24 protein-coding genes are annotated in these 24760 nt (G+C 39.1%); all 24 read left to right on the forward strand.

The window, feature by feature from the left end; genetic code table 11:
• Positions 1-695, forward strand: a 695-nt coding sequence (locus J0L83_12720) for an FkbM family methyltransferase (protein MBN8665438.1), incomplete at its 5' end; no start/stop codon positions are given.
• Between the two features lies 1 nt (position 696).
• A complete protein-coding gene (locus J0L83_12725; protein ID MBN8665439.1) occupies positions 697-1896 on the forward strand; it encodes a glycosyltransferase in 1200 nt (399 codons plus the stop codon).
• The gene (locus J0L83_12730) at positions 1896-3002 is read left to right on the forward strand and encodes a glycosyltransferase family 4 protein (GenBank protein MBN8665440.1); all 1107 of its coding nucleotides are present in this window, start codon (positions 1896-1898) and stop codon (positions 3000-3002) included. The genes J0L83_12725 and J0L83_12730 overlap by 1 nt, the downstream gene beginning before the upstream one ends.
• Positions 2995-3723 (forward strand): FkbM family methyltransferase, encoded by a 729-nt coding sequence (locus tag J0L83_12735; GenBank protein MBN8665441.1) that lies wholly within the window; start codon positions 2995-2997, stop codon positions 3721-3723. Before J0L83_12730 ends, J0L83_12735 begins: the two co-directional genes overlap by 8 nt.
• Complete coding sequence (locus tag J0L83_12740; protein MBN8665442.1) at positions 3720-4556, forward strand: glycosyltransferase; 837 nt, start codon at positions 3720-3722, stop codon at positions 4554-4556. The genes J0L83_12735 and J0L83_12740 overlap by 4 nt, the downstream gene beginning before the upstream one ends.
• A 100-nt stretch (positions 4557-4656) precedes the next feature.
• Positions 4657-5208, forward strand: coding sequence for a CatB-related O-acetyltransferase (locus J0L83_12745; GenBank protein ID MBN8665443.1), 552 nt, complete (start codon positions 4657-4659; stop codon positions 5206-5208).
• A 1-nt stretch (position 5209) separates the two neighbouring features.
• A complete protein-coding gene (locus J0L83_12750; protein ID MBN8665444.1) occupies positions 5210-5845 on the forward strand; it encodes a class I SAM-dependent methyltransferase in 636 nt (211 codons plus the stop codon).
• On the forward strand, positions 5842-6432 hold the full coding sequence (locus J0L83_12755; GenBank protein MBN8665445.1) for a class I SAM-dependent methyltransferase: 591 nt from the start codon (positions 5842-5844) through the stop codon (positions 6430-6432). The genes J0L83_12750 and J0L83_12755 overlap by 4 nt, the downstream gene beginning before the upstream one ends.
• Positions 6433-6473: 41 nt before the next feature.
• A complete protein-coding gene (locus tag J0L83_12760) occupies positions 6474-7490 on the forward strand; it encodes a glycosyltransferase family 4 protein (protein MBN8665446.1) in 1017 nt (338 codons plus the stop codon).
• Entirely contained in the window at positions 7490-8452 is a 963-nt protein-coding gene (locus J0L83_12765; GenBank protein MBN8665447.1) for a hypothetical protein, read from the forward strand. The genes J0L83_12760 and J0L83_12765 overlap by 1 nt, the downstream gene beginning before the upstream one ends.
• Entirely contained in the window at positions 8449-9393 is a 945-nt protein-coding gene (locus J0L83_12770; protein ID MBN8665448.1) for a hypothetical protein, read from the forward strand. The genes J0L83_12765 and J0L83_12770 overlap by 4 nt, the downstream gene beginning before the upstream one ends.
• 2 nt (positions 9394-9395) lie before the next feature.
• The gene (locus J0L83_12775) at positions 9396-10247 is read left to right on the forward strand and encodes an FkbM family methyltransferase (protein ID MBN8665449.1); all 852 of its coding nucleotides are present in this window, start codon (positions 9396-9398) and stop codon (positions 10245-10247) included.
• Positions 10247-10942 (forward strand): FkbM family methyltransferase, encoded by a 696-nt coding sequence (locus J0L83_12780; GenBank protein MBN8665450.1) that lies wholly within the window; start codon positions 10247-10249, stop codon positions 10940-10942. The genes J0L83_12775 and J0L83_12780 overlap by 1 nt, the downstream gene beginning before the upstream one ends.
• 73 nt (positions 10943-11015) lie before the next feature.
• Positions 11016-12224: a hypothetical protein gene (locus tag J0L83_12785; GenBank protein MBN8665451.1), complete on the forward strand. Its 1209-nt coding sequence runs from the start codon at positions 11016-11018 to the stop codon at positions 12222-12224.
• Between the two features lie 3 nt (positions 12225-12227).
• On the forward strand, positions 12228-13382 hold the full coding sequence (locus J0L83_12790; protein MBN8665452.1) for a glycosyltransferase family 4 protein: 1155 nt from the start codon (positions 12228-12230) through the stop codon (positions 13380-13382).
• Positions 13379-14359 (forward strand): glycosyltransferase family 4 protein, encoded by a 981-nt coding sequence (locus J0L83_12795; GenBank protein MBN8665453.1) that lies wholly within the window; start codon positions 13379-13381, stop codon positions 14357-14359. Before J0L83_12790 ends, J0L83_12795 begins: the two co-directional genes overlap by 4 nt.
• On the forward strand, positions 14356-15567 hold the full coding sequence (locus tag J0L83_12800; GenBank protein ID MBN8665454.1) for a glycosyltransferase family 4 protein: 1212 nt from the start codon (positions 14356-14358) through the stop codon (positions 15565-15567). The genes J0L83_12795 and J0L83_12800 overlap by 4 nt, the downstream gene beginning before the upstream one ends.
• A gap of 436 nt (positions 15568-16003) precedes the next feature.
• Complete coding sequence (gene asnB / locus J0L83_12805; GenBank protein ID MBN8665455.1) at positions 16004-17803, forward strand: asparagine synthase (glutamine-hydrolyzing); 1800 nt, start codon at positions 16004-16006, stop codon at positions 17801-17803.
• On the forward strand, positions 17800-18903 hold the full coding sequence (locus J0L83_12810; protein MBN8665456.1) for a glycosyltransferase family 4 protein: 1104 nt from the start codon (positions 17800-17802) through the stop codon (positions 18901-18903). Before asnB ends, J0L83_12810 begins: the two co-directional genes overlap by 4 nt.
• Complete coding sequence (locus tag J0L83_12815) at positions 18900-20069, forward strand: glycosyltransferase family 4 protein (protein ID MBN8665457.1); 1170 nt, start codon at positions 18900-18902, stop codon at positions 20067-20069. The genes J0L83_12810 and J0L83_12815 overlap by 4 nt, the downstream gene beginning before the upstream one ends.
• A gap of 33 nt (positions 20070-20102) precedes the next feature.
• On the forward strand, positions 20103-21833 hold the full coding sequence (locus J0L83_12820) for a carbamoyltransferase (GenBank protein MBN8665458.1): 1731 nt from the start codon (positions 20103-20105) through the stop codon (positions 21831-21833).
• A gap of 86 nt (positions 21834-21919) precedes the next feature.
• Positions 21920-22663, forward strand: a complete 744-nt coding sequence (locus tag J0L83_12825; protein ID MBN8665459.1) for a glycosyltransferase — start codon at positions 21920-21922, stop codon at positions 22661-22663.
• On the forward strand, positions 22660-23622 hold the full coding sequence (locus J0L83_12830) for a GDP-mannose 4,6-dehydratase (GenBank protein ID MBN8665460.1): 963 nt from the start codon (positions 22660-22662) through the stop codon (positions 23620-23622). Before J0L83_12825 ends, J0L83_12830 begins: the two co-directional genes overlap by 4 nt.
• A gap of 2 nt (positions 23623-23624) precedes the next feature.
• A complete protein-coding gene (gene gmd / locus J0L83_12835; protein MBN8665461.1) occupies positions 23625-24734 on the forward strand; it encodes a GDP-mannose 4,6-dehydratase in 1110 nt (369 codons plus the stop codon).
• The last annotated feature ends 26 nt before the right edge of the window (positions 24735-24760 follow it).

Genomic DNA, 24760 nt, shown 5'->3' on the forward strand with positions numbered 1-24760 from the left:
GGCAACTTAAACGGGGAAAGAATTTATATAAAGTGCATTTGCCTTTGTATGGCAGAGATATATTTCTAAGAGAGCACTCATCAGATTTCAGCGTTTTCTTACAAGTTTTTTGTTTGAACGATTATTTATTCAACGCTGAAAGTGATATTAACACTATAGTTGATGCCGGTGCAAACGTAGGCTATACTGCTGTTTATTTTTCTAGAAGATATCCTAATGCAAAAATTATATGTATTGAACCCGACCAAAAGAATTTTGAGCTTTTGAAGATGAATACAGAAGGACTAGCGAATGTGACTTGCCTGCTTGGTGCCTTATGGAATGAAGAAACAAGCATTAGTCTTATTGACGATGGTCATCAGGAATGGGGTTATATAACTGTTCCATCTGATGGGCTTGATAATCCAATGCATAATAAGGTGAAAACGTATACTGTTACTGGTATTAAAGAGTTGATGGGATTTAAGCAAATAGGATTGTTGAAAATGGATATTGAAGGTAGTGAACGAGAGGTTTTTGAGAACGGTTATGATGAATGGCTTGGACAATGTAGGTATATCATTATTGAATTACATGACAGACTGAAGCCAGGGTGTACTAAAAACGTATTTAAGGCAGTTGCTGAGTATGATTATAGCAGTCGCACGCTTGGAGAGCACATTCTCTTAGTGAATGAAAGTTTGAATAAGGCGTAAAGTGGAATATCCTAGCCTAATAATATTTTCAGATGGGGTTCCGTCAAGAAATGGTGGGGGTATCAGTCAGACTTTGTACAATTTATTTGATACCTACCCTTCAGAGAAAATAACCTTGTTTACTGATGTAGAAGATTATTTAGAGTCTGAAGAAACTTTACTTAAAGGATCTGTTATCAAGATTCGCTTAAACTATTTTCAGCCAATTAGAAATCGTCTTGGCAAGTTTTTTAATCCAATATTTTTTGTTCTGAATTGTTGGATCAGAGAGGCATTTGCATCTCACACTAAATTGAAGATTAATGATAAAAAGACTTTTTTTCTGATTTCAACTTCACATTTAGAAAGACTTCATTTTGCTTATTATACTTCAAAGAGATTAGGTATTCCACTGATTACATACTATATGGATGACTGGATGAGCACAATATCCAAAAGTTGGTTAACTGATAATTCAATGTCTTTTGTAAAAAAAACTTTAACTGATAGTATAGGTATTATTCTGATAAGTAAAGGTTTAGAGAAGTCTTTGGTTGCACAGTATGGGGGTTTGTCTAAAAAAGTGTTGATAGTACATAATCCTGTAAGTGTTCATGATCATGAAGAAAGGGTGCTGAGTAATGACTATCAAAAGTTAAGAATTGTATATACTGGCTCAATTTGGCCAATGCACTTGGATGCAATTGTTTTTCTTGCACGTGCGGTATCATTACTAAGGGGGCAGGGTATAGCAGTTGATTTTATTATTTATGGTAAACCGGTATTCTGGGATACTTATAAAAATATTTTTTCTCCTTTAGGTGTTGAGTATGGAGGTTTCATTGACTATAATGAAATGCATAAGGTGCTTCAAGGGGCTTCTCTTTGTCTGCTTGCAACATCTTTTCTAGCTGAATATGCTGCTTATGCTAAAACATCTCTGCAGACAAAGATTACTGATTATATGGCTGCTGGTAAGCCAATTTTATCTTTGGGGCCAGATTATGCTATTGGTCACGAGTTTGTTAACCAATACCAATGTGGTTATTGTATACAGGATAATGAGCCATCTTTAATAGCTGAAGAGCTAGTCTATTTAAGTAGAAATCAAGGGTTACTTAGCGATATGGGAGTTCGCTCTCTTAATGCAGTAAAAGAAAATTTTTCAAAAGATATTGTGCAGAAAAAGCTGTATAGATATCTTAATGATTTGAGTAACTGATGAAGACAAGCGTAGCGATAGCGTGTACGGGATTAGGACATATTAATAGAGGTTATGAGTCATTTTCTTTGCAATTGGCGAATGCCCTATTTGAGTATGATGAAATTGATGTAACACTTTTTGGGGGCGGTAAAACATCTTGTCAAGTCGGTTACAAAAAAGTGTGGTGTATTAAGCGTCATTCAAGTGCTGCACGTTTATTAGCATTGATCTTTAGGAAAAATGGATATTTGATTGAGCAATTTTCATTTAGTTTGGTTTTATGGTTTTGGCTCTTGCGTAAGCGACCAGCTGTGTTAATTTATAGTGATTTCCTCTTAGGAGTGTACTTGTGGCATATTAGAAAAATTGTTGGACCAAAGTATAAGTTATTATTTTCCAACGGGGCGCCTAATTGGCCTCCCTTTTCTAGAATGGATCACGTGCATCAATTATTGCCCCATTATTTTTCTGGTGCAGTTCAAAGTGGTGTGCCTCCCTCATTTATGACTGTTATTCCTTATGGCATTAAGTATGTTAATTTTCCGTATGGGTTGAATAAAATGACTTTGAGGCAGACCTTAAACTTGCCTTTAAATAAGAAGATTATTATCAGCGTAGGTGCAATCAATAACTCTCATAAAAGAATGTCCTATGTAGTCGATGAGTTTGCAAGTATTCGAGGATTTGATAATTATTTCCTGATTTTACTTGGCGAAATGGGAGTTGAAAGTAAAGAGGTGACAAGTTATGCGGAGATTAAGTTAAATGCAGATGATTTTCTTATAACAAGCGTGGCTGCAGACAAGGTTAGTAGCTATCTATACGCTGCCGACTTTTTTATTTTAGCTTCTTTACATGAAGGCTTGCCAAGAGTGCTTCCTGAAGCTTTAGGATGTGGCCTAATGCCAATTGTACATGACTATATAGTTACCAGAGAAACACTTGGTGAATATGGTATTTATAAAGATCTTACAAGAAACAATCAACTAATTGAAGCTATCGCTGAAATCGAATCAAGGAATATAGAATCTAGTGTAATTTCTAGTCATGCTAGAAATACTTTTGATTGGGCTGTTTTGAAAGATAAGTATTACAACATGATCCAAAAATTAGCCGATGCGTAAGTACAGCTTTTTAGATAAAGTTCAGCTAAAGCTGATTTACTTGTCTGCAAAAAAGCTTGGATTGGCGTATATAGGTGGGCACTTTGTAAAGACTAATTGTCTGGATAAAACAATTTCGATGATAGATTTAGGGGCTAATCGAGGTGTTTTTTACGAGAGCATTGGAAAACTGTATTCTATTAAGGGGTTCTGTGTTGAAGCAAATCGCCAATTGTATGAAGGACTCAGTGATAATTCTGACTTCAAGAAATATCATGGTGCTGTCTGTGATTTCGATGGCGAAACAAGGTTTTCTATTTCTCAAAATGATGAAGCTAGTAGTATTAATAAAACTATTGCTTCTGCTTGGAATGTTAGCGAGCAAGTCACTGTTCCTGCATTCAAGTTAGTTACATTAATGAAGCAGAGTGATATCTATGATGAAGTTGACATTTTGAAAGTAGATATAGAGGGATCTGAAATAGCTGTATTTGAAAGCCTCTCTGATCAAGAATTATCATATTTTAGGCAAATTACAGTTGAGTTTCATGAGTTTTTAGATGATGATTTAAGGCAAGCAACATATAGAGCATTGTCACGATTTTCATCAATTGGCTTCAAGATTATCGTTACTTCAACTGAAAAGTTTTCAGAAGTATTATTACTTAGAAATGACATTAAATTTTCCTTTTTTGAGTGGTGCTGGTATTTTGTACATCAACTTGTAAGGCATAAGTTTTGATCTCAGTAATTATACCAACTTGTAATCGTATTTCAGAGCTTAGTCATTGTATAAGCAAAATTAACGAAGCAGCATCTCGGGCTTCAGAAAGCATAGAACTCATTGTAACAGATGATAGCAAACTGAATGATACTGAAGTGTATGTACTGAGGAACTTTTCTCAAGTTATTTATGTAAGAGGTCCTCAAAAAGGACCAGCATCAAATAGAAACAATGGTGCAGCAAAGGCAAGCGGTGAGTGGCTGCTGTTTTTAGACGATGATTGTATACCAGATCAAGATTTGGTAAAAGCTTATCAGCTTGCTATAAAGCAATACCCTGCCATTGAGGTTTTTGAGGGTGCCATTAGAACGGATCGTGAGAAGAATAGCCCAATAGAGCATGCGCCATTAAATATTACCGGTGGAAATTTGTGGAGCTGTAATTTTTTAATTAAGCGCCAATTATTCCTGAGTTTAAAAGGATTTGATGAGAAGTTTCGATTTCCACATTTGGAGGATGTTGATTTCAGAGAAAGGTTAAAGCAAGCAGGTACTGTTATACAGTTTGTGCCTAATGCTTTTGTATTACACCCATGGAGAAGTATTCGTGATGGTATCAAGCTTGGCAAATACCAGGAAATGGCAGTTTATTTTGCAAACAAGTGGAATAAAAACATTCAGCTTAAGCAATTATTAATTGCCATTACACAAACCCATTACGGAATGGCAAAAGGGCATTTTTTGTCTAAGCATATATTCATTGCCATTAAAATATGGCTTGAGCACATGTTTGTTGTAATCTTTAAATTCCAATCGTGGAAATTATTCTATGAACGAAAGTTTAAGACCTGAGTTTGGGCCTTATAGGCACGGTTTGTCTTCCAATCTTAGAAATTTGTTTGGCAAAGTCTGGAGGAGAATCAAAAGATATCTCGAGCATGATCCATACAGAATGCTGAATCAATTGCCAAGGTATCAAAGTGAAATCATTGAAATAGGCGACTATACATATGGTCATCCAGATACGAATAGCCCCAGAATTGTATACTTTGGGGAAAGATCCAAATTAACAATTGGAAAGTTTTGTTCAATAGCAGAACATGTAACCATATTTATTGGTGGATATCACAGGGCAGACTTTGTATCAACTTACCCATTTCATGCTGCTTTTAGTGATGTAAGTTTTGTGGATAATCTAATACATGGATTTCATACAATTATTGGCAATGATGTTTGGATAGGCGCGGGTGTAACCATTATGGCAGGTGTTACTATTGGTGATGGGGCTATCATTGCAACAGGTTCAGTTGTTACTAGAGATGTTGAGCCATACTCAATTGTGGGGGGTAATCCAGCAAAAATGATCAGGAAAAGGTTCGAGGAACATCAGATTGCACAATTGCTTGAATTGAAGTGGTGGAATTGGCCGCTGGATAAAATTAAGCAGAATACGCAGCTGCTTACTTCTGAACAAATCGATTTATTTATCAGTAATAATCAATAGTATGTATTATTGGAATGAATATATCAGTGATTTAAATAAGTCTATCCGGAACGGGGATTATGTTTTTGATGCAGGTGCAGGTGACGGACATTGGCGGCAAAGGATTACTCAGGAAATTAAGTATACTTCTATGGACTTGGGTGTGGGAGATCATACAGTTGACTATTCACATCTGGATATAAAAGGGGATTTAAGACAGATTCCTCTTGAAGATCGGTCAGTTGATGTAATTATGTGTATTCAGGTATTAGAACATGTTCCTGAGCCATGGTTGGTGCTGAAAGAATTTAATAGAATTCTCAAGCCAGGTGGCTTTTTATTTCTTAGCCTACCGCATAGTGTACCATTGCATCAAGAGCCTTACGACTTTTACAGGTATACAAAGCACGGAATTCGATACTTGCTTAATGAAAACAACTTTGATATTGATTTTATCATTCCTCAATTAGGCAATGCAAGTAAAATAGCTAATGATATGCGTATGACTGGAATTGAATTGAAGCAAAAAGGTTCTGCCTGGGGTTACGCTTATAAGCTACTCGCCAAAGTTGTTGATATTTTCTTTAAGCATTTGGATGAGAAATTTGACTTATATGGTGATACTACTGGATATTTCATAAAAGCAAGTAGAAAATGAAAGGAGGCGCATTATTACATTGGTTAAGATATGTCTTAGGACTTGATGAAGCTATTACCCAAACATCAGAAGCTGAGCGGTCATTATTGACTACTGCAGTTGCGGATGCGAGACTGGTTGTAGAAATTGGCATATTTGAAGGGGTGAATACGGCAACATTTGCACTTAATACACCAGCCGATGCTAAAGTATATGCAATCGACCCTTTTTTTAAAGGGGCTCTCGGCTTCAATTATGGAAAATTTATAGCATTACATCAATGGAAAAAACAAGGCATTGAACATAAAATACATATTGTTCAGGGCTTAAGTTGGGAAGTGCATAAGCAATTACCTGATGAACTAGACTTTGTGTTCGTAGATGGAGATCATAGTTATGAAGGGGTTAAAAAAGATTTTGAAACATATGCTCCTAAACTTAAAAGAGGGGGCATTATTGCACTTCATGATGCAAGGGTTTTTGAGAACGGGTGGACCAAATCAGACTGGGGTCCGGTTATTCTAGTAGAAAAGCATATACGTAATAATACAGGTTGGGAGATTATTCATGAAGTAGATTCTTTGGTACTTATTCGTAGAAAATGGTAGTTGCCCATATCGCTTGCATAAATTTGTCGAATGAAACGGGTATGGGCCGGATAGCTGCTAACTGGAAGCATGCATTTGAAGTAGCCGGTCATAGCTTCTTACATATTGGTAGAATGGAAGTTGGTTCAGCGCATATGCTTATTTGGGGTAAAAAAGCTGCTGCCTATTGTAAGGAAAAGAACATCAATGCAGATGTTTGGCTTGTGCATGAACCATTTGGAGGTGATTTTACCTCATTGCCTGGTAAGTTGGTTATTTTCAGTCATGGTATTGAAGAACGTGCATGGGATTTGAATAAGCATTTTAGATTTGAGCAGCTTTCATTTAAAGCTAGATTGCTCCCGGATTGGATTCGCTTTTATTCTCACAGAAAAGGCTTTAGATATGCACAACTTTGTCTCTTGTCTAATTCAACTGATCTCAAATTCCTAAAGAAAAGGGGTGTGCCAGAAAGCCGATTATATATTTTTAAAAATGGGTATCATTCATTCAGGCCGAATCAAATAGACGGGAATAAACATTCGGAAAGAATTAGAATCTTGTATAACGGAACTTGGATTCCAAGAAAGGGTATTGATACTATCATTGATGCATTTAATGATTTATTCAGGCTAAGAAAAGATATCGAACTTATGTTGATAGGAACTGCCTTCTCTTCGGAAGAAGTATTACACAGTTTCCTTCCTGAATATAGAGATAGAGTATATGTGATTAGCCATTTTAAGCAGGAAGAAGAAATTATGTTCCTGAAGACTGCTCAAATATTTTTGTTGCCTTCATATCTTGAAGGCCAGTCTGTTGCACTTACACAGGCAATGGCCTTAGGATTATGCCCCGTTGTTTCCGATAATTCGGGGCAATTAGATTTTGTTGTGCATAATCAAAATGGTATGTTATTTAAAACTGGCAGTGCAAGAGATCTTTCAGAAAAGATAAATTGTCTCCTAAATACCCCTAGTTTGATTGTATCTATGGGTAAAGCAGCAGCCAGCTCTGTTAGTGAACTTGATTGGCCCAAAGTTACTGGTGATATTGTTAGACAAGTTGAGGATATATAATGTCTGATCGGAAAATATTGTTGCATCTTGTGCCAGGATATGGTACTACTCAAAATGCAATTTATGATTATGCATTAGTCATTGGCGAATACCTTAAAAGTGAATTAGTAGATACAGAATTTCGATATAACAGAATGCCAGATTTGTATATAATGAGTTATGTGAATGCAGGGTATTCATTTCTGGAGCATATAAGTAATATAATTCGCTTAATTAAGTTTCAGAAGCGTAAATTAAAAGGTCTCGTTTTTTTCCATGAAGCTTATGCAGCACAGGGGAAGTTTTATCAAAAATCATTCTGGTATTATCCAATTGAGCGTTTAATATTTAAGATGTATGTTCGGAACGCGTCAGCTATCTTTTGTTCCTGTGAACCCGTTTTAAAGCACATACAAGCTTATCATCATCATGGGGTGTATCTTGGGTTGGCGCCAGTTCCCTCAAATATTGTTTTTAAGAATTTAGTGCCATGGATGAAAAGAAAAAAAATTCTGGTTGTTTTCGGTACTTATGGTAGACGGGCTGCTGCTTTAAAGAGAAAAACCGAGTTGAAAGCATTATTAGCAAAGCTTTCGATTAACGTAGTAATAGATATTGGAGCAGGTGATGTAGACTATTCTTGGCTGCCTTTGGATATTGCAATTAAAAAAATTGGTTACCTCAAATCAACCTATGATGTTGCTGAATATATCGCTTCAGCTAAGTACGGCCTGATCGATTATCCGGGGCACCTTTTGGATAAGTCTGGAATATTTGCAACTTATGCGGCTGCTGGATTATGTGTTATTAATACAGATGAATCTATAATTATAGAGCCTAATTTATATTTTAGGCTTTCAGCAATCCCATCTTTATCAGATGTTAAAGTTGAAGATACGGTTCTGCAGTTGCATGCTCATTATCAAAATGAGCGTAGTGTAAAAGCACATACAGAAAAGCTTCTTGCTGTACTGAAAAGATGAAAGTAACCACAATATTTCTCGTAAGTTCTTATAATAGGTTGGCTTTATTGCATCAAGCCTGTCATTGTATTCTTGATTTTATCAGTAATCACCCTGATTTCGGTTTGCTCGTTCTGGATGCAGGTTCAGAAGATGGTAGTAAAGAATACCTGAGGAAAATTGCCGGTGATTACCCTAATACTGTAGCAGTGCTTATTGAAGAAGATAGACCGAGCTTTAGTGAAGGGGTAAACAGAATGTTTAAAAGAGTTCTAGATTTTTTTCCTGCCGCAACTGAGGGTTTGCTATTTGAAACAGACAATCTTATCAAGAATCAGCAGCCTGTTTTAGATGCAGTAAATCTTTTGAGGGGAAATGATTTGCTTGGTGCTGTAGGATTTACTGTTCAGAATCTTCAAGGTTTATTTTTAATTCCGGGATCAACTTTTCTTAAGATATCAGCGACTATCCTAGGGCTGCAGTTAAGCGATAAATTTGGACTTGAGAGGATGCAACTAAATAACTGGCAAAAAAACAGTGCTATTAAGTGGCATTATTACGATGTTTTATATACCAGTCCGCTACTTGTTAAAATTGATGCATGGAGAAAAAGTGGAGGCATGGATGCTGAGAACTTTCCATTTGCTGAGTCTGATGTACACTGGGCATGGAAGTTAGCACAGGCTGGATTTCGGAAAGCAATCATTCAATGTACTGGTATAATTCATGATAATCAGAGTACGGTTTCTGCTTGGTCTGCTAAAAGGGTGTATGATGTACATAAGCGACGACTACGCTATATGTATTTAGTGAAAGGTAGGTCTGCGGCTGCTTTGATGCGCTTTCCGCTTGCAGCACGGCATTTAATTGAAGCGATGTTTTTTTTCTTCAGTTTTAAAAATAAAGAAAGAGTGCAGGAGCGTCTTAGGATGGTTTACTTGGCACTTAAATATTATCCCTAAATATGAACTTAATAAAGTACATAAAGTCAAAACCTGTAATAGTTGCTATTTTTTATCGGTTACAGGATTTGTTCAGAAAGAGAACTATTGATAAGCAATATAAAGACCTTTCTGATTACTGGAAAAAGCGGATAGATAAAGTTTGTGCTGCTGAAATCAACCAGTTAATAGAAAGAGTTCCCAATGCTGGAACTATCGAATATGGGTATCAGGTTATGCATAATGGACTTAAAGTGAGAATTGGAAGCTATTATGGATATGGCGAATCTTTTGATGCAACGCATTTAATGTTACAAATGAATAAAGGCGTGCATGAACCTGAAGAAGAATATTATTTTAAGGAAGTATTGAGAAGGCTTAGTGATAATGCTGTAATGATTGAGTTGGGTGCTTACTGGTCTTATTATTCAATGTGGTTTAATAGTGAAATCAAGGGTGCAAAAAACTATATGATCGAGCCTGATGCACGGTCTCTTTATTCAGGGAAGCAGAATTTTTCTTTGAATGGATTGCAAGGTAATTTCTTTCAGTATTTTATAGGTCATATGTCTGATGAATCTACTATGCCGTTTACTGTCTCAATTGATGATTTCTTGGCCCGGCAGCAAATAAATAAAGTAGACATTCTTCATTGTGATATACAGGGGTATGAGCTTGACATGTTGGCTGGTGCTGTAAATGCACTTAGTAAAAAGAGTGTAGAATATATTTTTATTTCTACGCATTCTCAGGACCTGCATCGAGACTGCTTAGATTTCTTAAAGGGGTATGATTACTACATATATACGGAGATTGACCTTGAGGCAATTAGTTCTTTTGATGGTTTGATTGTTGCAACAAAAAAACAATGGTAATGGCTATTCGTGGGTTATTAAAGTACTTATTTGAAAAGGCGGGTTATCATGTCAGCAGTAAGCAGTTTATGACTGATGCTGATTATCTTAGGCAGTTAGTAAATGCAAACCGAGAAAATGAGGTTGTCATTTTTGATGTTGGAGCTAATGTTGGCAATTATACTGCGAGAATGTTAGAAATTGCTTCGAGAGCTTCTGTTTATTGCTTTGAGCCATTCGAGTCTTCATTCAATCAACTGAGTAACCGATTTGCCAGTCAGGAATTAGTTAAGCCTGCGCGTTTAGCATTGGCTGATTTTATAGGCGAGAAAAACTTTTATGTAAACAGTGCTTTCAGTGAAACAAACTCACTACTGAAACCTGCTTCCCTTGAACAAGCTTCAGTTGTGCAGGTTGCCTGTACAACAATTGACGCAGTAGCAAAGTCGTATAATCTGAATACAATCCATGTATTAAAAATTGACGTTCAGGGTGCTGAGTTGGCTGTTTTAAAGGGTGCAACAGCAATGTTGAGTAGCAAAAAGATTGATTTAATCAGGGTTGAAGTCATTTTTGATAGATTGTATGATGAACAATCATTTTTTGGTGAAACACTCAAGTATTTAAATGCGCATGGGTATAAATTTTCAGGATTTATAGAACCAGTTTACAATAACAATATTATGCTTTGGTCAGATGCAATCTTCGTTAAATAAGTTGAATCATTATAGCGTCTTGCTCTATAGAAAGAGTGTTGAAAAAAGCACGAATACTTTCTTATTTATTTTTTTGTTTACAATATTAAGTGGGGTATTACGAAAATGGGTTTTTACAAGTTATAGTGTGGGAAATATTATTTTCTTTTTCCAATTGCTGGTGCCTTATGTATTATTTACGAACGAAAATTTCAAGTTTAATAAAGTACTTAGTAATAAGCTGATAGTTTTCTTTGTTATTTATCTTATTGCTGGAGCATTTAATCCTTTACAAAAGTCAGTTTTGCATGGAGGTGTTGGTATACTATTACACTTTTCATTTTGGTTTTTGGCTTTCTTTTATCTGGAAAATAGGGTTTACTTTGATGCACGAAAATGGATATTAGTTTTAGTTGTTGTTGCTTTCTCCGAAATTTTTTTAGGGTTTATTCAATATGGCCTTCCTCAAAAGCATTTTTTAAATCGTTATGCGGCGGAACAAAATGTTGGCAATATTATCGCAGAAGTTGGTACTGCTGTTAGAATTACCGGGACATTTTCGTATATCACTGGTTTTAGTTCTTATCTATTGTTTCATGCATTATTTGTTTGGGGTTTAATCATATATCAATATCGCCCTGCTGTTACCCTGTCACTGATGCTTGGAGGACTTGTTGCCTGTTTTATGAATGGCTCAAGGGGTGCAACTTATGTATACATCTTAATCATGCTTTTTTTCTTAATTTTTGAAGCAAGGAAAACAAATATTTCAAGTTTTATACTTAGACTAATTGTACCATTTGTAGTTGTGTATTTGGTTATATTAGCACGAGGGCAACTTGGATTTGAAACAACTGTTTCTACTGCATTTGATAATTTCCAAACACGTAGAGAAACCTTAGCAGAGTCTGGTGAAGAAAAAAGCCGAATTCTGTGGGATTATTATGCTATAAGAGATTTTAAAGGTGAAAATCCAATATTCGGTATCGGTATTGGCTCTACCTATCAAGGAGCTATTGTATTATGGGGTGCATCTGAGGCATTACAGCAATACGGTTATATTGAGTCTGAGCTTGAGCGTTATGTTCTGGAAGGCGGATTTATTTTATTGTTTATTAGACTTCTTATGACCTTCTTTTTTTGTAGAAGTTTGGTTGTTCCTTGGCAGACTAAATGGCTAATTGGCGGCTTAACTTTTATTGCTCCGATTACATTTAATATTTTCAATATTGTTTTCTTTATGACAGGAATTATTTTTTTAGATCAGGCTTATTATCATAAAAAATCTGGAATGTCGCTTTGAGTGATGTTAAGCAAATTACTCTACATACTCGATAAGCCCATTCAAAACAATCTCCCCTATCGCCTAATGGCGAAAGAAAAAGCTATTCAGTCGAGTGTACTATATATACAATCAGGTTCTATACCTGGTTCTGTTGAAGCCATCAATGAATCTGTCACCAAAGTTGAATTAGGGGATGCATACAATTATGCATTTCTACCCCACAAGCTAATCAAAAAGTTAGGCTACTTGATACAGCAAATACGCCAATCAGATGTGGTAGTGGTCTATGGTTATTTCAATCCATGGCAAAAGCTAGGGATTTTTTTTACTAAGTTTTTTTTTAAGAGACTGGTTTTAACTAGTGATGCCACATATCTGCAGGGTACATTTGAGAGCAGAGGTTGGCAATTGCGTTTGAAACCGTTTATTCAAAAGATACTGTATAATCATATTGCTAACGGACTTTGGGTGCCATCCACAGCTTCCTTGCATTACCATCACTCAATTGGGGTTCGATCAAATCAATTGGCCATCACGCCTTATGTAGTAGATGAAGAATTGATTAGTCAGGTACATGCAGCAACGCAGGTAGATGTATTTCGTCAAGCAAATGGAATTCCGCAGAATGCATTTGTATTTATCTTCTGCGCAAAATTTATCGAAAGAAAGCGGCCTTTAGATGTGATTGCCGCTTTTGTGCAAGTTGCCAACTTGGGTAAGGAAACCTACTTGATTATGATCGGAGATGGTCCGCTAAAAAAAGAAATGGAAGAGACTGTCAGGAATCTGAATATAACAGACAAAGTATTATTCCCAGGCCTGATACCTTATATGCGTTTACCTGAGTGGTACACAGCATCCAATATTTTAGTATTTAGTTCTGAGCATGAGCCTTATGGCTTACCGGTGAATGAAGCCATGTTATGTGGTATTCCGGTCATTGTGAGCGACCGGATAGGAGCAAGATTAGATTTGGTGAAAGATGGGCTTACGGGTTGGACCTACCCGGTTGGAAATATCAATGCTTTGGCTGGTTGTATGGATGATGCGATTAGTCACCCAGCGCAAGTAAAGCAAATGGGTATGGCTGCACAAGCAAACATGAACAACTGGTCAAGTGCAGCCAATGTAAGAGCGCAGATGAATTTCTTCCACAAAAAATCCTGGCTGCATTGAGGATTCTGATGCATAGTATCAGCTTTCACCCCAATATTGGCGGATTGGAAAGAGTGATGCAAGGTTTGGCAGAAGAGTGGACTGGAGCTGGGCATGAAGTGATTGTCTATACGCAAACGCCTAATAAGGCCATGAACGGATTGCACTATGAAGTGATTCGAAAGTACAATTTCTGGCAACTGTGGCAGGCGATGCGGGATGCAGACATCATCGTAGAAGCTAATATCAGTTTGTATTCCGCTTTATTAGCTACATGCTTTAGAAAAAAATGGTTTGTGATTCATCACCTACCTTATCAGCATGCGGACAATTGGAAGCAAAGACTCAAAAACCAGTTTACGAGAATTGCACAGAATATTGCGGTGAGTCAGTATGTGGCGAGTACTTTAAAAGGTGATTCTATCGTCATCCACAATTTTGTGGACAAGGAGTTCCGTATCACGAATCAACAAGAACGTCCTTTGGATTTTTGTTTTCTAGGCAGACTGGTGAGTGATAAGGGGGCTGATCTATTAATTCAGGCATTTGCTCAACTGTATCAAGAAAACAAGGAACTAAGTCTAACCATCATTGGGGAGGGGCCTGATTTTTTCTTCTTAGAAAGATTGGTAGATGACCTGGGTATTCGCGAAGCGGTTCGGTTTGCCGGGCCATTAACTGGTGATGCCTTGGTAGAAACACTCAACCAGCATAAGGTCTTGGTAGCGCCGGCAAGATGGAAAGAACCTTTTGGGTTGATCGCCTTGGAAGGTTTGGCTTGTGGTTGTAAAGTGGTTTGCAGTAATGAAGGAGGACTTGCAGAAGCAGCAGGTCAACTAGGGTTTCTGTTTGAAAGAAATAATCTGGCAGATTTGGTCAAAACCACGCAAATAGCTCTAGGAGCACCGCAGCAAAACGCATCTGCGCATCTACAAGCATTCAATAAAACTTCGGTAGCAGAAGCTTACTTGCAATATTTTAGGAGTCAACTTGCATGAGAATCCTCATCTCCAATCCTTCCAAGCAATACACGCCCTTTTTGATTCAGGCATTATTGCAAGCCGGTCATGAAGTATGGTTTGTTACCTCGTATTGGTATCGATCTTCTCATCGCATCTTGCAGTGGTTCGCAACATGGAACCAACGTTTGGCCACGGAATTACAAAAGAAACAAGATCACCGCATTCCGGAATCCATTGTGTACAGCAATCCATGGGGTAGCATCTACAAGTTTTTGGGACGATTCATTATACGCGATGTAGAGCGCTGGTCCTATTATGAAGACCGCATCCATGATCGTTGGGCCAAGGGTTTGGTGAAACGCTTGCAGCCGGATATCTTGATTGGGTATGAGAAATCTTGTGAACAAAGTTTTGCGCAAGCAAAGCAACTGGGTGTACATACGATTCTGGACTTAGCACAAGTACATACGGCATTTATTCAACAGTTGAGAAAGGATACCGATTTCTTTGCTGCTATAACAGGTACACCAACTTTGTTTGATCGCATCCATGCCATTAAGCAAGCAGAATATGCGCTGAGTGATCAAGTAATCTGTTTGTCGCGTTTTGCTGCGGATACCATGTTGCAGCAAAGTTTTCCGCAACACAAACTACATATCGCCAACTTGGGTTTTGATCCTAAACGGTTTCATCCCAAAACCGTTTATAAGAAGCCTGATACCTTACAGTTGATTTATGTGGGTATTGTGACAAAAAGAAAGGGAATGCACTTGCTGATCGACTTGATGCAATCAATACAAGATTTGCCAGTACAATTAACAGTAGTAGGGCCCTGGGGTGATGCCACCGATTTACTAAACAAGAAATCGAATTATTCGAATATTACTTATATCCCTTATCTGCACCACGAAGCATTGGCAGAACGCTTGCAGCAATCGGATGTGTTTGTCTTGCCAAGCTATTTGGATAGTTGGGCTGCTGTTGTGCTAGAAGCCATGGCTTGCGGATTGCCGGTAATTACAACCACTCAAACCGGCGCGTCGGAAGTAGTGGGTGATGATGCAGGGTTTGTCTTGACTGCAGGTGATTTGGGGGGATTAAAAAGTGCTGTGATGCATTATCTGCATCATCCGGAAGCTATTGAAGTGCATGGTCGGAATGCAGTTGCCAAAGTGCAGGAGTATGAATGGAAAAGGTATTTTCAAAAAGTGCAGCGGGTGGTGGAGCATGCTTTTGTGAATTAAGAATGAATAATTAATAATTAAGAATTGAAGAATGGGGTTTGGGAAACATGGCGATACGAAGGCATAGAGGAGCACAAATGATTCAATGATTTACCGCAGAGCTACAGAGTTGCCAGAGTTAACGCGGAGGTTTATTAGTAAAACCTCTGCGCTGCCTCATTTTCTCTGCTCCTCAGCGGTTGGAAGTGCTCTTGTGAATTAAGGAATAATAATTAGCAATTAATAATTGTATAGTCTTCTTTTAACCGCAAAGACGCAATGGCGCTAAGTTTCGCTAAGAAATTTTGCAGGCTTTACAAGAGGAGCTGGCTACTATCTTCTAACTTCTGTATTCTTACTTACAATTGAAGACTTCTGCTGAATTCTTGGATTATGCCAAAAAACCATGAAAGAGCGCTCTAAAGACTAATCGCTAAAGACCAAAGACTAATCCAACATGTGCCGTATAGCAGGAATTATATCAGCTAAACAAAACATTCAGGAAGTAACCATCCTGCGGATGCGTGATGCCATGCAGCATGGCGGTCCTGATGATGCAGGTATTTATATTGATACCGATCATCCACTGGCTTTCGGACATCGAAGATTGTCTTTGATTGATTTATCAGCTTTGGGGCATCAACCCATGCAAGATGCCAGCGGTCAGCTCATCCTCATCTTCAATGGAGAGATCTATAATTTCCAAGTCATACGTACTGAGTTGGAACAGCTGGGTTATTCATTCCGTTCGCACAGCGATACTGAAGTAATACTCTATGCCTATCAGCAGTGGGGTAAAGATTGTTTGCAGCGGTTCAATGGGATGTTTGCATTCGCTTTATTAGATAAGCGTAAAAATACTGTACTCTTGGCAAGAGACCATGCAGGTATCAAGCCATTGTATTATGGTGTTCGTAACGGACAGTTTTGTTTTGCTTCCGAAGTAAGGGCATTCACAGCTTTTGATCCATCCTGGCCGGAGAATAATGATTGGCGAAAATATTTTCTGCTCTTTGGTCATCTGCCAGAGCCAATCACCACACTACAAGATGTGCAGCCACTAGCTAAAGGGCATTGGTTGGAATACAACCTGCACACACATCAGTACCAAACAGGTAAGTTTTTTCAGCTATACTATAACTATACAATTCATGATGAGGAAACAGCAGTTGATAAAGTACGTGCTGTTTTACGTGAATCAGTGCAACGCCACCTAATTTCTGATGCACCCATTGGTCTCTTCCTGAGTGGTGGTTTGGATTCAAGTTTGTTAACCCTTTTGGCCAAACCTGTTGTTGGAGATAATTTGCATACACTCTCTATCGTATTTGAAAATGATAAGTTTTCTGAAAAACTCTATCAAGATATTGTGATTCAGGCCACAGGTGCACAACATCGTTCTTTCTTAGTAACTGAAAAAGATTTCTTCGACAATATGCCCGATATCATCAAAGCCATGGATCAGCCAAGCAATGATGGTATCAACTCTTATTTTATTTGTAGATATGCCAAGGCTTACGGACTCAAAGCAGTCTTGAGTGGTTTGGGTGCAGATGAATTGTTTGGGGGCTATCCCACGTTCAACAGAACCAATGTAGTGGCCTCTGTACGCTGGCTGCCCGATTTCATGTTTGCTGTAACCGGTATTTTTCCAGATGATAAGCGAAAGCGTTTCAGCTTTTTGCAGGTAGAGAAGGGCCTAGGAGAATATTTGTTCAATCGTGGATTCTTTCTGCCAGCGCAAGTCGCTTCTTTGCTGGATTGCACTGTGGCAGAAGTGGAATCTGCTTTAGAGAAAATCTTACTCCCTTCATTTGTAGAGAAGCTGCAACCGGAAGAGAAAGTCAGCTTCATGGAAGCCAATCTCTATATGCAGAATCAATTGTTGAAGGATACAGATTACATGAGTATGTGGCACAGTGTAGAAGTGCGCGTGCCATTTTTGGATAAGCAGTTGATGGAACTGGCCTACAGTATCAATCCGGATATTCGTTTCAATAGCAATCAGGGTAAGCATTTGTTGATTAAAGCTTTCAAGGATATCTTACCTGAACCTATCTGGAACAGACCGAAGCAGGGCTTTGTGTTTCCATTTGAACAATGGATGCAACATATCAATACCACACATATCCGTTCCAGATCACATAAGCAATTGCACAGGGGTTTGGTGAATGGTAAAATTCACTGGAGCCGATACTGGTGTTATTTACTCGCACAAAAAGATACCCATCTATTGGGTGCATTGGGAAGATCATGAGGGTTTTCTTTTTATATCTTACAGGATTTTCGCTAACAGGTGGTATCGAGAAATTCAATCGAAGCTTTCTGAAAGCTTTGCATGAGTTGAGTGTAGATGGCTATATGGATGCGGATGCTTGTTCTTCTTACGATAGTAAGCCTGATGAAAAATATTTTCCACGCAAGCGTTTCAAAGGTTTTGGTGGTAATAGGGTGGTGTTTACCATCTATGCCATCTTTGCAGCATTGCGTTATGATACTTTGATTGTGGGTCACATGAACCTTGCGGTAATTGCCGTTTTGGTGAAGCGAATGAAGCCTTCTATCCGCCTCGTATTAATTACACATGGTATTGAAGCTTGGAAAACACATACAGGTATCCGACTACGCTTATTGCAGATGGCTGATCATATTCTATCGGTTAGTCAGTTTACCAAACAGCAAATTCTTGATTTGAATCCCGGTATTGATGCTGATAAAATCAACATCTTCCACAATACCATCGATCCTTATTTTGCTGTGCCCAAGCAGTTTGATAAGCCAGCTTATTTGATGCAGCGTTATGGCTTATCAGAAGCAGTGAAGGTTTTGTTGACTGTAACGCGTTTGTCGTTCTCTGAGAAATACAAAGGCTACGATAATACGATTACTGTTTTGCCTGAAGTGGCAGCTTCTGTGGGACAAATCCGCTATTTCATATGCGGTAATCCGGAAAAGCAAGAACAAAAGCGTATCAAAGAATTGATCATTGATAAGAAAGCGGCTGCTTATGTGCAGATGCCAGGCTTTATTAAAGATGAAGAGTTAATTGATCACTATCTGTTGTCCGATTTATTTGTGATGCCATCAAAGAAAGAAGGTTTTGGTATTGTATTCATTGAAGCATTGGCTTGCGGTCGACCGGTAATCGCAGGCTCTAAAGATGGTAGTGCAGATGCTTTGCTGCAAGGTGAATTGGGTACTTTGATAGATCCGGATAACACCAAGGAATTAGAATCAGCAATCATTCAAAATCTGCAAACAGGCAATACAACACCTTTATCTATGCAGGAAAAAGTATTGCAGCATTTTGGTTTCAAGCAGTATAAGCAAAGATTACAGCATTATTTGGTAGGATGATGAACACGGAAGGACGTAAGCGGATTTTAGTACTTTATGAGTATTTCTACCCGGGCTATAAAGCAGGCGGACCTGTGCAGTCGCTCCAGAACATGGTATTGGCTTTACAAGACTATTATGATTTCTATGTGATTGCAAATGCTTACGATTTAAATGATACTGATTATTACAACGGTATTACTACGGATGATTGGAATGAAGTGGTTTTAACAAAGGATGCCAGAGCAATACAAGTTTGGTATGCTTCGCATAAAAGTCCAGGTATTGTACAATTGAAACAGATCATAGAAGAACTTCAGCCGCACAAAGTGTATATCAATGGTATGTTTGCAAGAAACATCATTCAGTATCCACTTTGGCTGCGCAAATTAGAAGCTATTGCTACAGACGATTTGATTGTCGCGCCGAGAGGTATGATACAAGAAGGCGCACTCGCTACCAAATCAACTAAGAAAAAAATTTATTTGGGCTTAATGCGTTCCTTAGGCTTGTTTGATCAATTGCACTGGCATGCAACTACTGCTGATGAAGCGAAAGATATTTATCGTGAATTTGGTGAAGCACAGCAAGTTGTTGTTGCCGGAAATATTCCAAGGAAGCCTATTGCAAAGTTTCAGCATTTGGAGAAGCATCCGGGACAGTTACAGCTATTATATCTCTCAGTAATTACAGCCAAAAAGCAATTGTTGGAAACCTTACAGGCTATGCTACAGATACCAGCTCATTATGCTTTACAATTCACCATTGCGGGGCCCATCAAGGAAGCTGATTACTGGGCAAAGTGTGAAGAGCTCATCAAACAAATGCCGTTGCATGTACAGGTAACATACGCTGGTGATATACATCCGCAACAAGTGCCTTCGATGATGCAACAGCACCATGCGCTGATTTTAATGAGCAAGGGAGAAAACTTTGGTCATGCATTATTCGAGTCCATGGCAGTGGGTAGGCCAATCATCACCAGTAGCCATACACCTTGGAATGATTTGCAAGTAAAGCAAGCCGGCTGGAATCTGGAATTAGCAGACCTGTCCAGTACAGTTGCACAGATTGCGATGATGGATCAGGAACAGTATGATGCTTTTTGTGGCGGGTCGCATCAGTTAGCAGTAAATTATTTTTCACAACAAGATTTTATACAACAGTATCAGCAATTGTTTGGCTAATGCCTTGCTGATAAAGGTTAATATAATACAACAATGATCATTCTTGGTATTAATGCATATCATGCAGATTCATCCGCCGCTATTTTCAAAGACGGACAGATGATTGCTGCTACAGAAGAAGAAAGATTCAGAAGGGTAAAACATTGGGCTGGCTTTCCATCCATGGCTATTGCTTTTTGTTTGAAAGAAGCCGGTGTTAGTTTGGAGGAGGTAGATCATATTGCAATTGGACGCGATCCCAAAGCAAAGTTTATACGCAAACTTTTTTTCTTCGCGTCAAGGCCTTTTGAAACAGCGCAGCACGCTTTTGAACGTTTCTCGAACCAACAACAAGTCGCCAGCTTGGAGCAGGAATTTGCCAAGCATTTTGGTATCAGTGCTTCAGCACTCAAGCAAAAAATTCATCAGGTAGAACACCATCGCAGTCATTTGGCTAGTGCTTTTTTTGCTTCACCTTTTGAAGAAGCTGCTGTACTGAGTATTGATGGTTCCGGAGATTTCTCAACCACTATGTTGGCTATTGGCAGAGGCAATCAGCTTGATGTGTTAGAGTCAATTGATTTTCCGCATTCTCTAGGTATTTTCTATACAGCTTTCACACAGTTGCTGGGCTTTCCGCATTATGGTGATGAATACAAGGTGATGGGTTTGGCACCTTATGGTGAACCCAAATATGTAGATGAGCTGCGTGATGTGGTGCAATTGATTCCAAATGGATTGTTCCGTTTGAATCTGGATTATTTCCGTTCTCCCGGTAAAGGATTTGTTGCGTACAACAATGACAATATTCCAGCCATTCCACAAGCGTTCAGCACAAAGATGGAATCAGTATTCGGTGCTGTGCGAAAAAAAGATGAACCACTGAAACAGGCACACAAAGATTTAGCAGCATCCGTACAGCGTATGGCTGAGCTGACCATCTTCCATGTGTTACACTATTTACATCAGCAAACTGGACTCACCAAAGTCTGTATTGCCGGTGGTGTGGCACAGAATAGTGTGGCTAACGGAAAGATCACCAGAAATACGCCTTTTAAAGAAGTTTATATTCCATCAGCCGGGCACGATGCGGGTATTTCCATGGGTGCTGCACAATATGTATATCATCAAACATTGAAAGCGCCAAGAGTAGCGCCCGTATTCTCTGCGTATACGGGTAGTCGCTTTGATAATGCCTATATCAAGTCTATGTTGGAGCAAAAAGGTATTGCATACAAAGAGATTCCTGATCCGGAATTATTCGACTACGTCTCTGATCGTTTGATTAATGCAGGTGTAGTGGGCTGGTTTAATGGGAGAGCAGAATTTGGTCCGCGTGCACTGGGTGCGCGTTCTATTCTCGCTGATCCAGGCAGGGCCGATGCAAAAGATTTATTGAATAGCAAGATCAAGCGCAGAGAGAGTTTTCGTCCCTTTGCACCTAGTATTCTCAAAGAGTATGTAGCAGAATATTTTGAGCTGGATGAGCCGGTACCTTTTATGGAGAAAGTATTTCCCATACGTGTAGAGAAAAGAACTATCATACCGGCTGTTACCCATGTGGATGGAACTGGTCGTCTGCAATCAGTAGATGCAGCAGTATCGCCTAGGTATTATGCATTGATTGATGCGTTTCGGAAAAAGAAAGGGATTCCTATCTTACTCAATACTTCCTTCAACGAGAACGAACCCATCGTGAATACACCTGAAGAAGCTTTGGATTGTTATCTCCGTACCCAGATGGATATGTTGGTGATGGAGAATATTGTGGTGGAGAGGAAATAAGAATTAAAAATTAACAATTAAGAATTGTTTAGGCTAATCGTCTATCGTCAATTGAAAATTGGCAATCGACAATAATCAATAACCAATTGAAAGTCTCCATCATCACCGCTACGTTTAATAGTGCTGCCACTGTGCTGGATACCCTGAAAAGTGTTCAGTCGCAAACCTGGCAGGAGCTGGAGCATATTGTGGTGGATGGTGCTTCTATAGATGATACGCTTCGTTTATTGGAAGCTGGCAAACACCGCGGGCCTTTTGTGAGCGAGCCTGATAAAGGCATTTATGATGCCATGAATAAGGGTATTCAAATGGCATCTGGAGAGATTGTAGGGATCCTGAATTCGGATGATGTATATGCCAATCCGACGATTATTGAAAAGGTGGTTCAGCTTTTTGAGCAAACCGGTGCCGATGCAGTTTATGGCGATTTATGGTATGTGGATGCAGCTGATATGCAGCGTGTAACTCGGAAATGGGTGGCGGGCACCTATCGCAGAGAAGCTTTTTTATATGGCTGGATGCCGCCGCACCCTACTTTTTTTGTGCGGAAAAGCGTCTATGCGCAATACGGTTTATTCAATCTGGATATGTATACAGCAGCTGATTATGAGTTGATGCTGCGGTTTTTGTATAAATATCAAATTCCCGCTGCATATTTGCCGGAAGTGATGGTGAAAATGCGGGTGGGTGGGGCCAGTAATCAATCCCTCAAAAACCGCCTCTTAGCCAATAAAGGCGATCGCCTGGCCTGGAAGGTGAACGGACTCAAACCTTACTGGTTCACTGTAACTTTGAAGCCGATCAGAAAGATCACACAATTCATTACATGAAGAAAGCACTTATAATTGGTGTTTCCGGACAGGATGGGGCATACTTGGCTGAGTTTTTGTTAAAACAAGGCTATGAAGTATTTGGTGGCTCCCGTGATGCTGGAGTCAATGCGTTCTCCTCTTTACAAAAAATCGGAATAAAAGAGAATGTAAAACCAGTATCAGTTAGTTTGATTGATTTTAGGAGCATTCTTCAAGTCCTTAATAAAATAAAGCCTGATGAAATTTATAACCTTTCGGGGCAGAGTTCTGTAGGATTATCTTTTGAGCAACCTGTTGAGACTTTGGAGAGTATTAGTGTTGGTACTTTAAATCTGCTTGAGGCTGTTAGGTATATTTCTTCACCGATAAAAATTTATAATGCTGGTTCAAGCGAATGTTTCGGTGATGCTATGGTTATGCCAGCTAATGAAGAAACACCTTTTAGACCACGAAGTCCTTATGCCGTGGCGAAAGCTGCAGCATTCTGGAAAGTATCCAATTACAGAGAAGCGTATAATATTTTTGCCAGTACTGGTATATTATTTAACCATGAGTCACCATTAAGACCCGAACGTTTCGTGACCAGAAAAATTATTAGATCAGCTTGTAGAATCAGTAAGGGAGAAAATTTGCGTCTTAAGTTGGGTAATCTGAATATAGAACGAGATTGGGGTTGGGCACCTGAATATGTTCAAGCAATGTGGTTAATGATGCAGCAAGATCAGCCTGATGACTTTGTGATTGCAACTGGTCGCTCTGTATCTCTACAGTATTTCGTCGATTATACTTTTCGTGCCCTAAATATGAATTACAAAGAATATGTGGATGTAGATACTTCTTTATTCAGACCTACTGATTTGTTATATGGAAAGGCGGATCCGTCCAAGGCCGAAAAAGTTTTAGGCTGGAGAGCAGCTACATTTGTTGAAAATGTGATTGACAAAATGATAGAATCTGAATTAAGCACATTTAAATAATTATGAAGAAAGCATTAATCACGGGTATTACGGGTCAGGACGGGGCATACTTGGCCGAACTGTTACTGAAGAAGGGCTATCAGGTGCATGGCATCAAGCGTAGAAGTTCTTTGTTCAACACCCAGCGTATCGATCATTTTTATGAAGATCCGCATATTGAAGACAGACACTTGCATTTACATTATGGCGATTTAACGGATAGTACCAACCTGATCCGCATCATTCAGGAAGTACAGCCGGATGAGATTTATAACCTGGCAGCCATGAGCCATGTGCACGTAAGTTTTGAAACACCGGAATACACGGCCAATGCCGATGGTATTGGTGCATTGAGAATATTGGAAGCGATTCGTTTACTCGGTCTCACCCAAAAAACCAAATTCTATCAGGCATCTACATCTGAGTTATATGGTTTGGTACAAGCCGTTCCACAGAGTGAGACTACGCCTTTTTATCCAAGAAGTCCGTACGCAGTAGCCAAACTTTATGCTTATTGGATTACCGTAAACTACCGAGAAGCATATAATATGTATGCCTGCAATGGTATTTTATTCAACCACGAATCACCGACCCGCGGGGAAACTTTTGTGACCAGAAAGATTACCCGTGGTGTAGCTAAGATTGCTTTGGGCTTACAGCAAACCATTTTCTTAGGCAACCTGGATGCACAGCGCGACTGGGGCCATGCCAAGGATTATGTAGAAGCGATGTGGCTCATGCTGCAGCAGGATACAGCAGAAGACTTTGTGGTAGCAACAGGTACGACGACCTATATCCGCGACTTTGTACGCATGGCTTTTGCAGAAGTGGGTGTGGAATTGGAGTTTAAAGGCACTGGCGAAGCAGAAGTGGGTGTTGTTGTCAATAATGGCGGTAACGATAAGATCAAGATCGGTCAGGAAGTGGTGAAAGTAGATCCAAGGTATTACCGCCCTACAGAAGTTGACCTCTTAATCGGCGACCCCACCAAAGCACAAACCAAGCTAGGCTGGAAGCCTAAATACACGCTGGCTTCAATGGTGAAGGAAATGGTAGCAAGTGATACAGAATTGTTCAAGAAAGAGCAGTTACTGAAAGAGAGCGGGTACCAGATTAAGAATGAATTTGAATAGAGCTAATGGCTGATGGTCGATAGACC

The sequence above is a fragment of the Chitinophagales bacterium genome, assembly GCA_017303835.1.
Lineage (GTDB): Bacteria > Bacteroidota > Bacteroidia > Chitinophagales > Chitinophagaceae > JAFLBI01.

Bases quoted from the DNA above. Each gene is read 5' to 3' on its own strand.
- J0L83_12730 (MBN8665440.1), top strand. From the start codon at position 1,896: ATGAAGACAAGCGTAGCGATAGCGTGTACGGGATTAGGACATATTAAT.
- J0L83_12735 (MBN8665441.1), top strand. From the start codon at position 2,995: ATGCGTAAGTACAGCTTTTTAGATAAAGTTCAGCTAAAGCTGATTTAC.
- J0L83_12745 (MBN8665443.1), top strand. From the start codon at position 4,657: ATGCTGAATCAATTGCCAAGGTATCAAAGTGAAATCATTGAAATAGGC.
- J0L83_12750 (MBN8665444.1), top strand. From the start codon at position 5,210: ATGTATTATTGGAATGAATATATCAGTGATTTAAATAAGTCTATCCGG.
- J0L83_12755 (MBN8665445.1), top strand. From the start codon at position 5,842: ATGAAAGGAGGCGCATTATTACATTGGTTAAGATATGTCTTAGGACTT.
- J0L83_12760 (MBN8665446.1), top strand. From the start codon at position 6,474: ATGGGCCGGATAGCTGCTAACTGGAAGCATGCATTTGAAGTAGCCGGT.
- J0L83_12765 (MBN8665447.1), top strand. From the start codon at position 7,490: ATGTCTGATCGGAAAATATTGTTGCATCTTGTGCCAGGATATGGTACT.
- J0L83_12770 (MBN8665448.1), top strand. From the start codon at position 8,449: ATGAAAGTAACCACAATATTTCTCGTAAGTTCTTATAATAGGTTGGCT.
- J0L83_12775 (MBN8665449.1), top strand. From the start codon at position 9,396: ATGAACTTAATAAAGTACATAAAGTCAAAACCTGTAATAGTTGCTATT.
- J0L83_12780 (MBN8665450.1), top strand. From the start codon at position 10,247: ATGGCTATTCGTGGGTTATTAAAGTACTTATTTGAAAAGGCGGGTTAT.
- J0L83_12790 (MBN8665452.1), top strand. From the start codon at position 12,228: ATGTTAAGCAAATTACTCTACATACTCGATAAGCCCATTCAAAACAAT.
- J0L83_12800 (MBN8665454.1), top strand. From the start codon at position 14,356: ATGAGAATCCTCATCTCCAATCCTTCCAAGCAATACACGCCCTTTTTG.
- asnB (MBN8665455.1), top strand. From the start codon at position 16,004: ATGTGCCGTATAGCAGGAATTATATCAGCTAAACAAAACATTCAGGAA.
- J0L83_12810 (MBN8665456.1), top strand. From the start codon at position 17,800: ATGAGGGTTTTCTTTTTATATCTTACAGGATTTTCGCTAACAGGTGGT.
- J0L83_12815 (MBN8665457.1), top strand. From the start codon at position 18,900: ATGATGAACACGGAAGGACGTAAGCGGATTTTAGTACTTTATGAGTAT.
- J0L83_12820 (MBN8665458.1), top strand. From the start codon at position 20,103: ATGATCATTCTTGGTATTAATGCATATCATGCAGATTCATCCGCCGCT.
- J0L83_12830 (MBN8665460.1), top strand. From the start codon at position 22,660: ATGAAGAAAGCACTTATAATTGGTGTTTCCGGACAGGATGGGGCATAC.
- gmd (MBN8665461.1), top strand. From the start codon at position 23,625: ATGAAGAAAGCATTAATCACGGGTATTACGGGTCAGGACGGGGCATAC.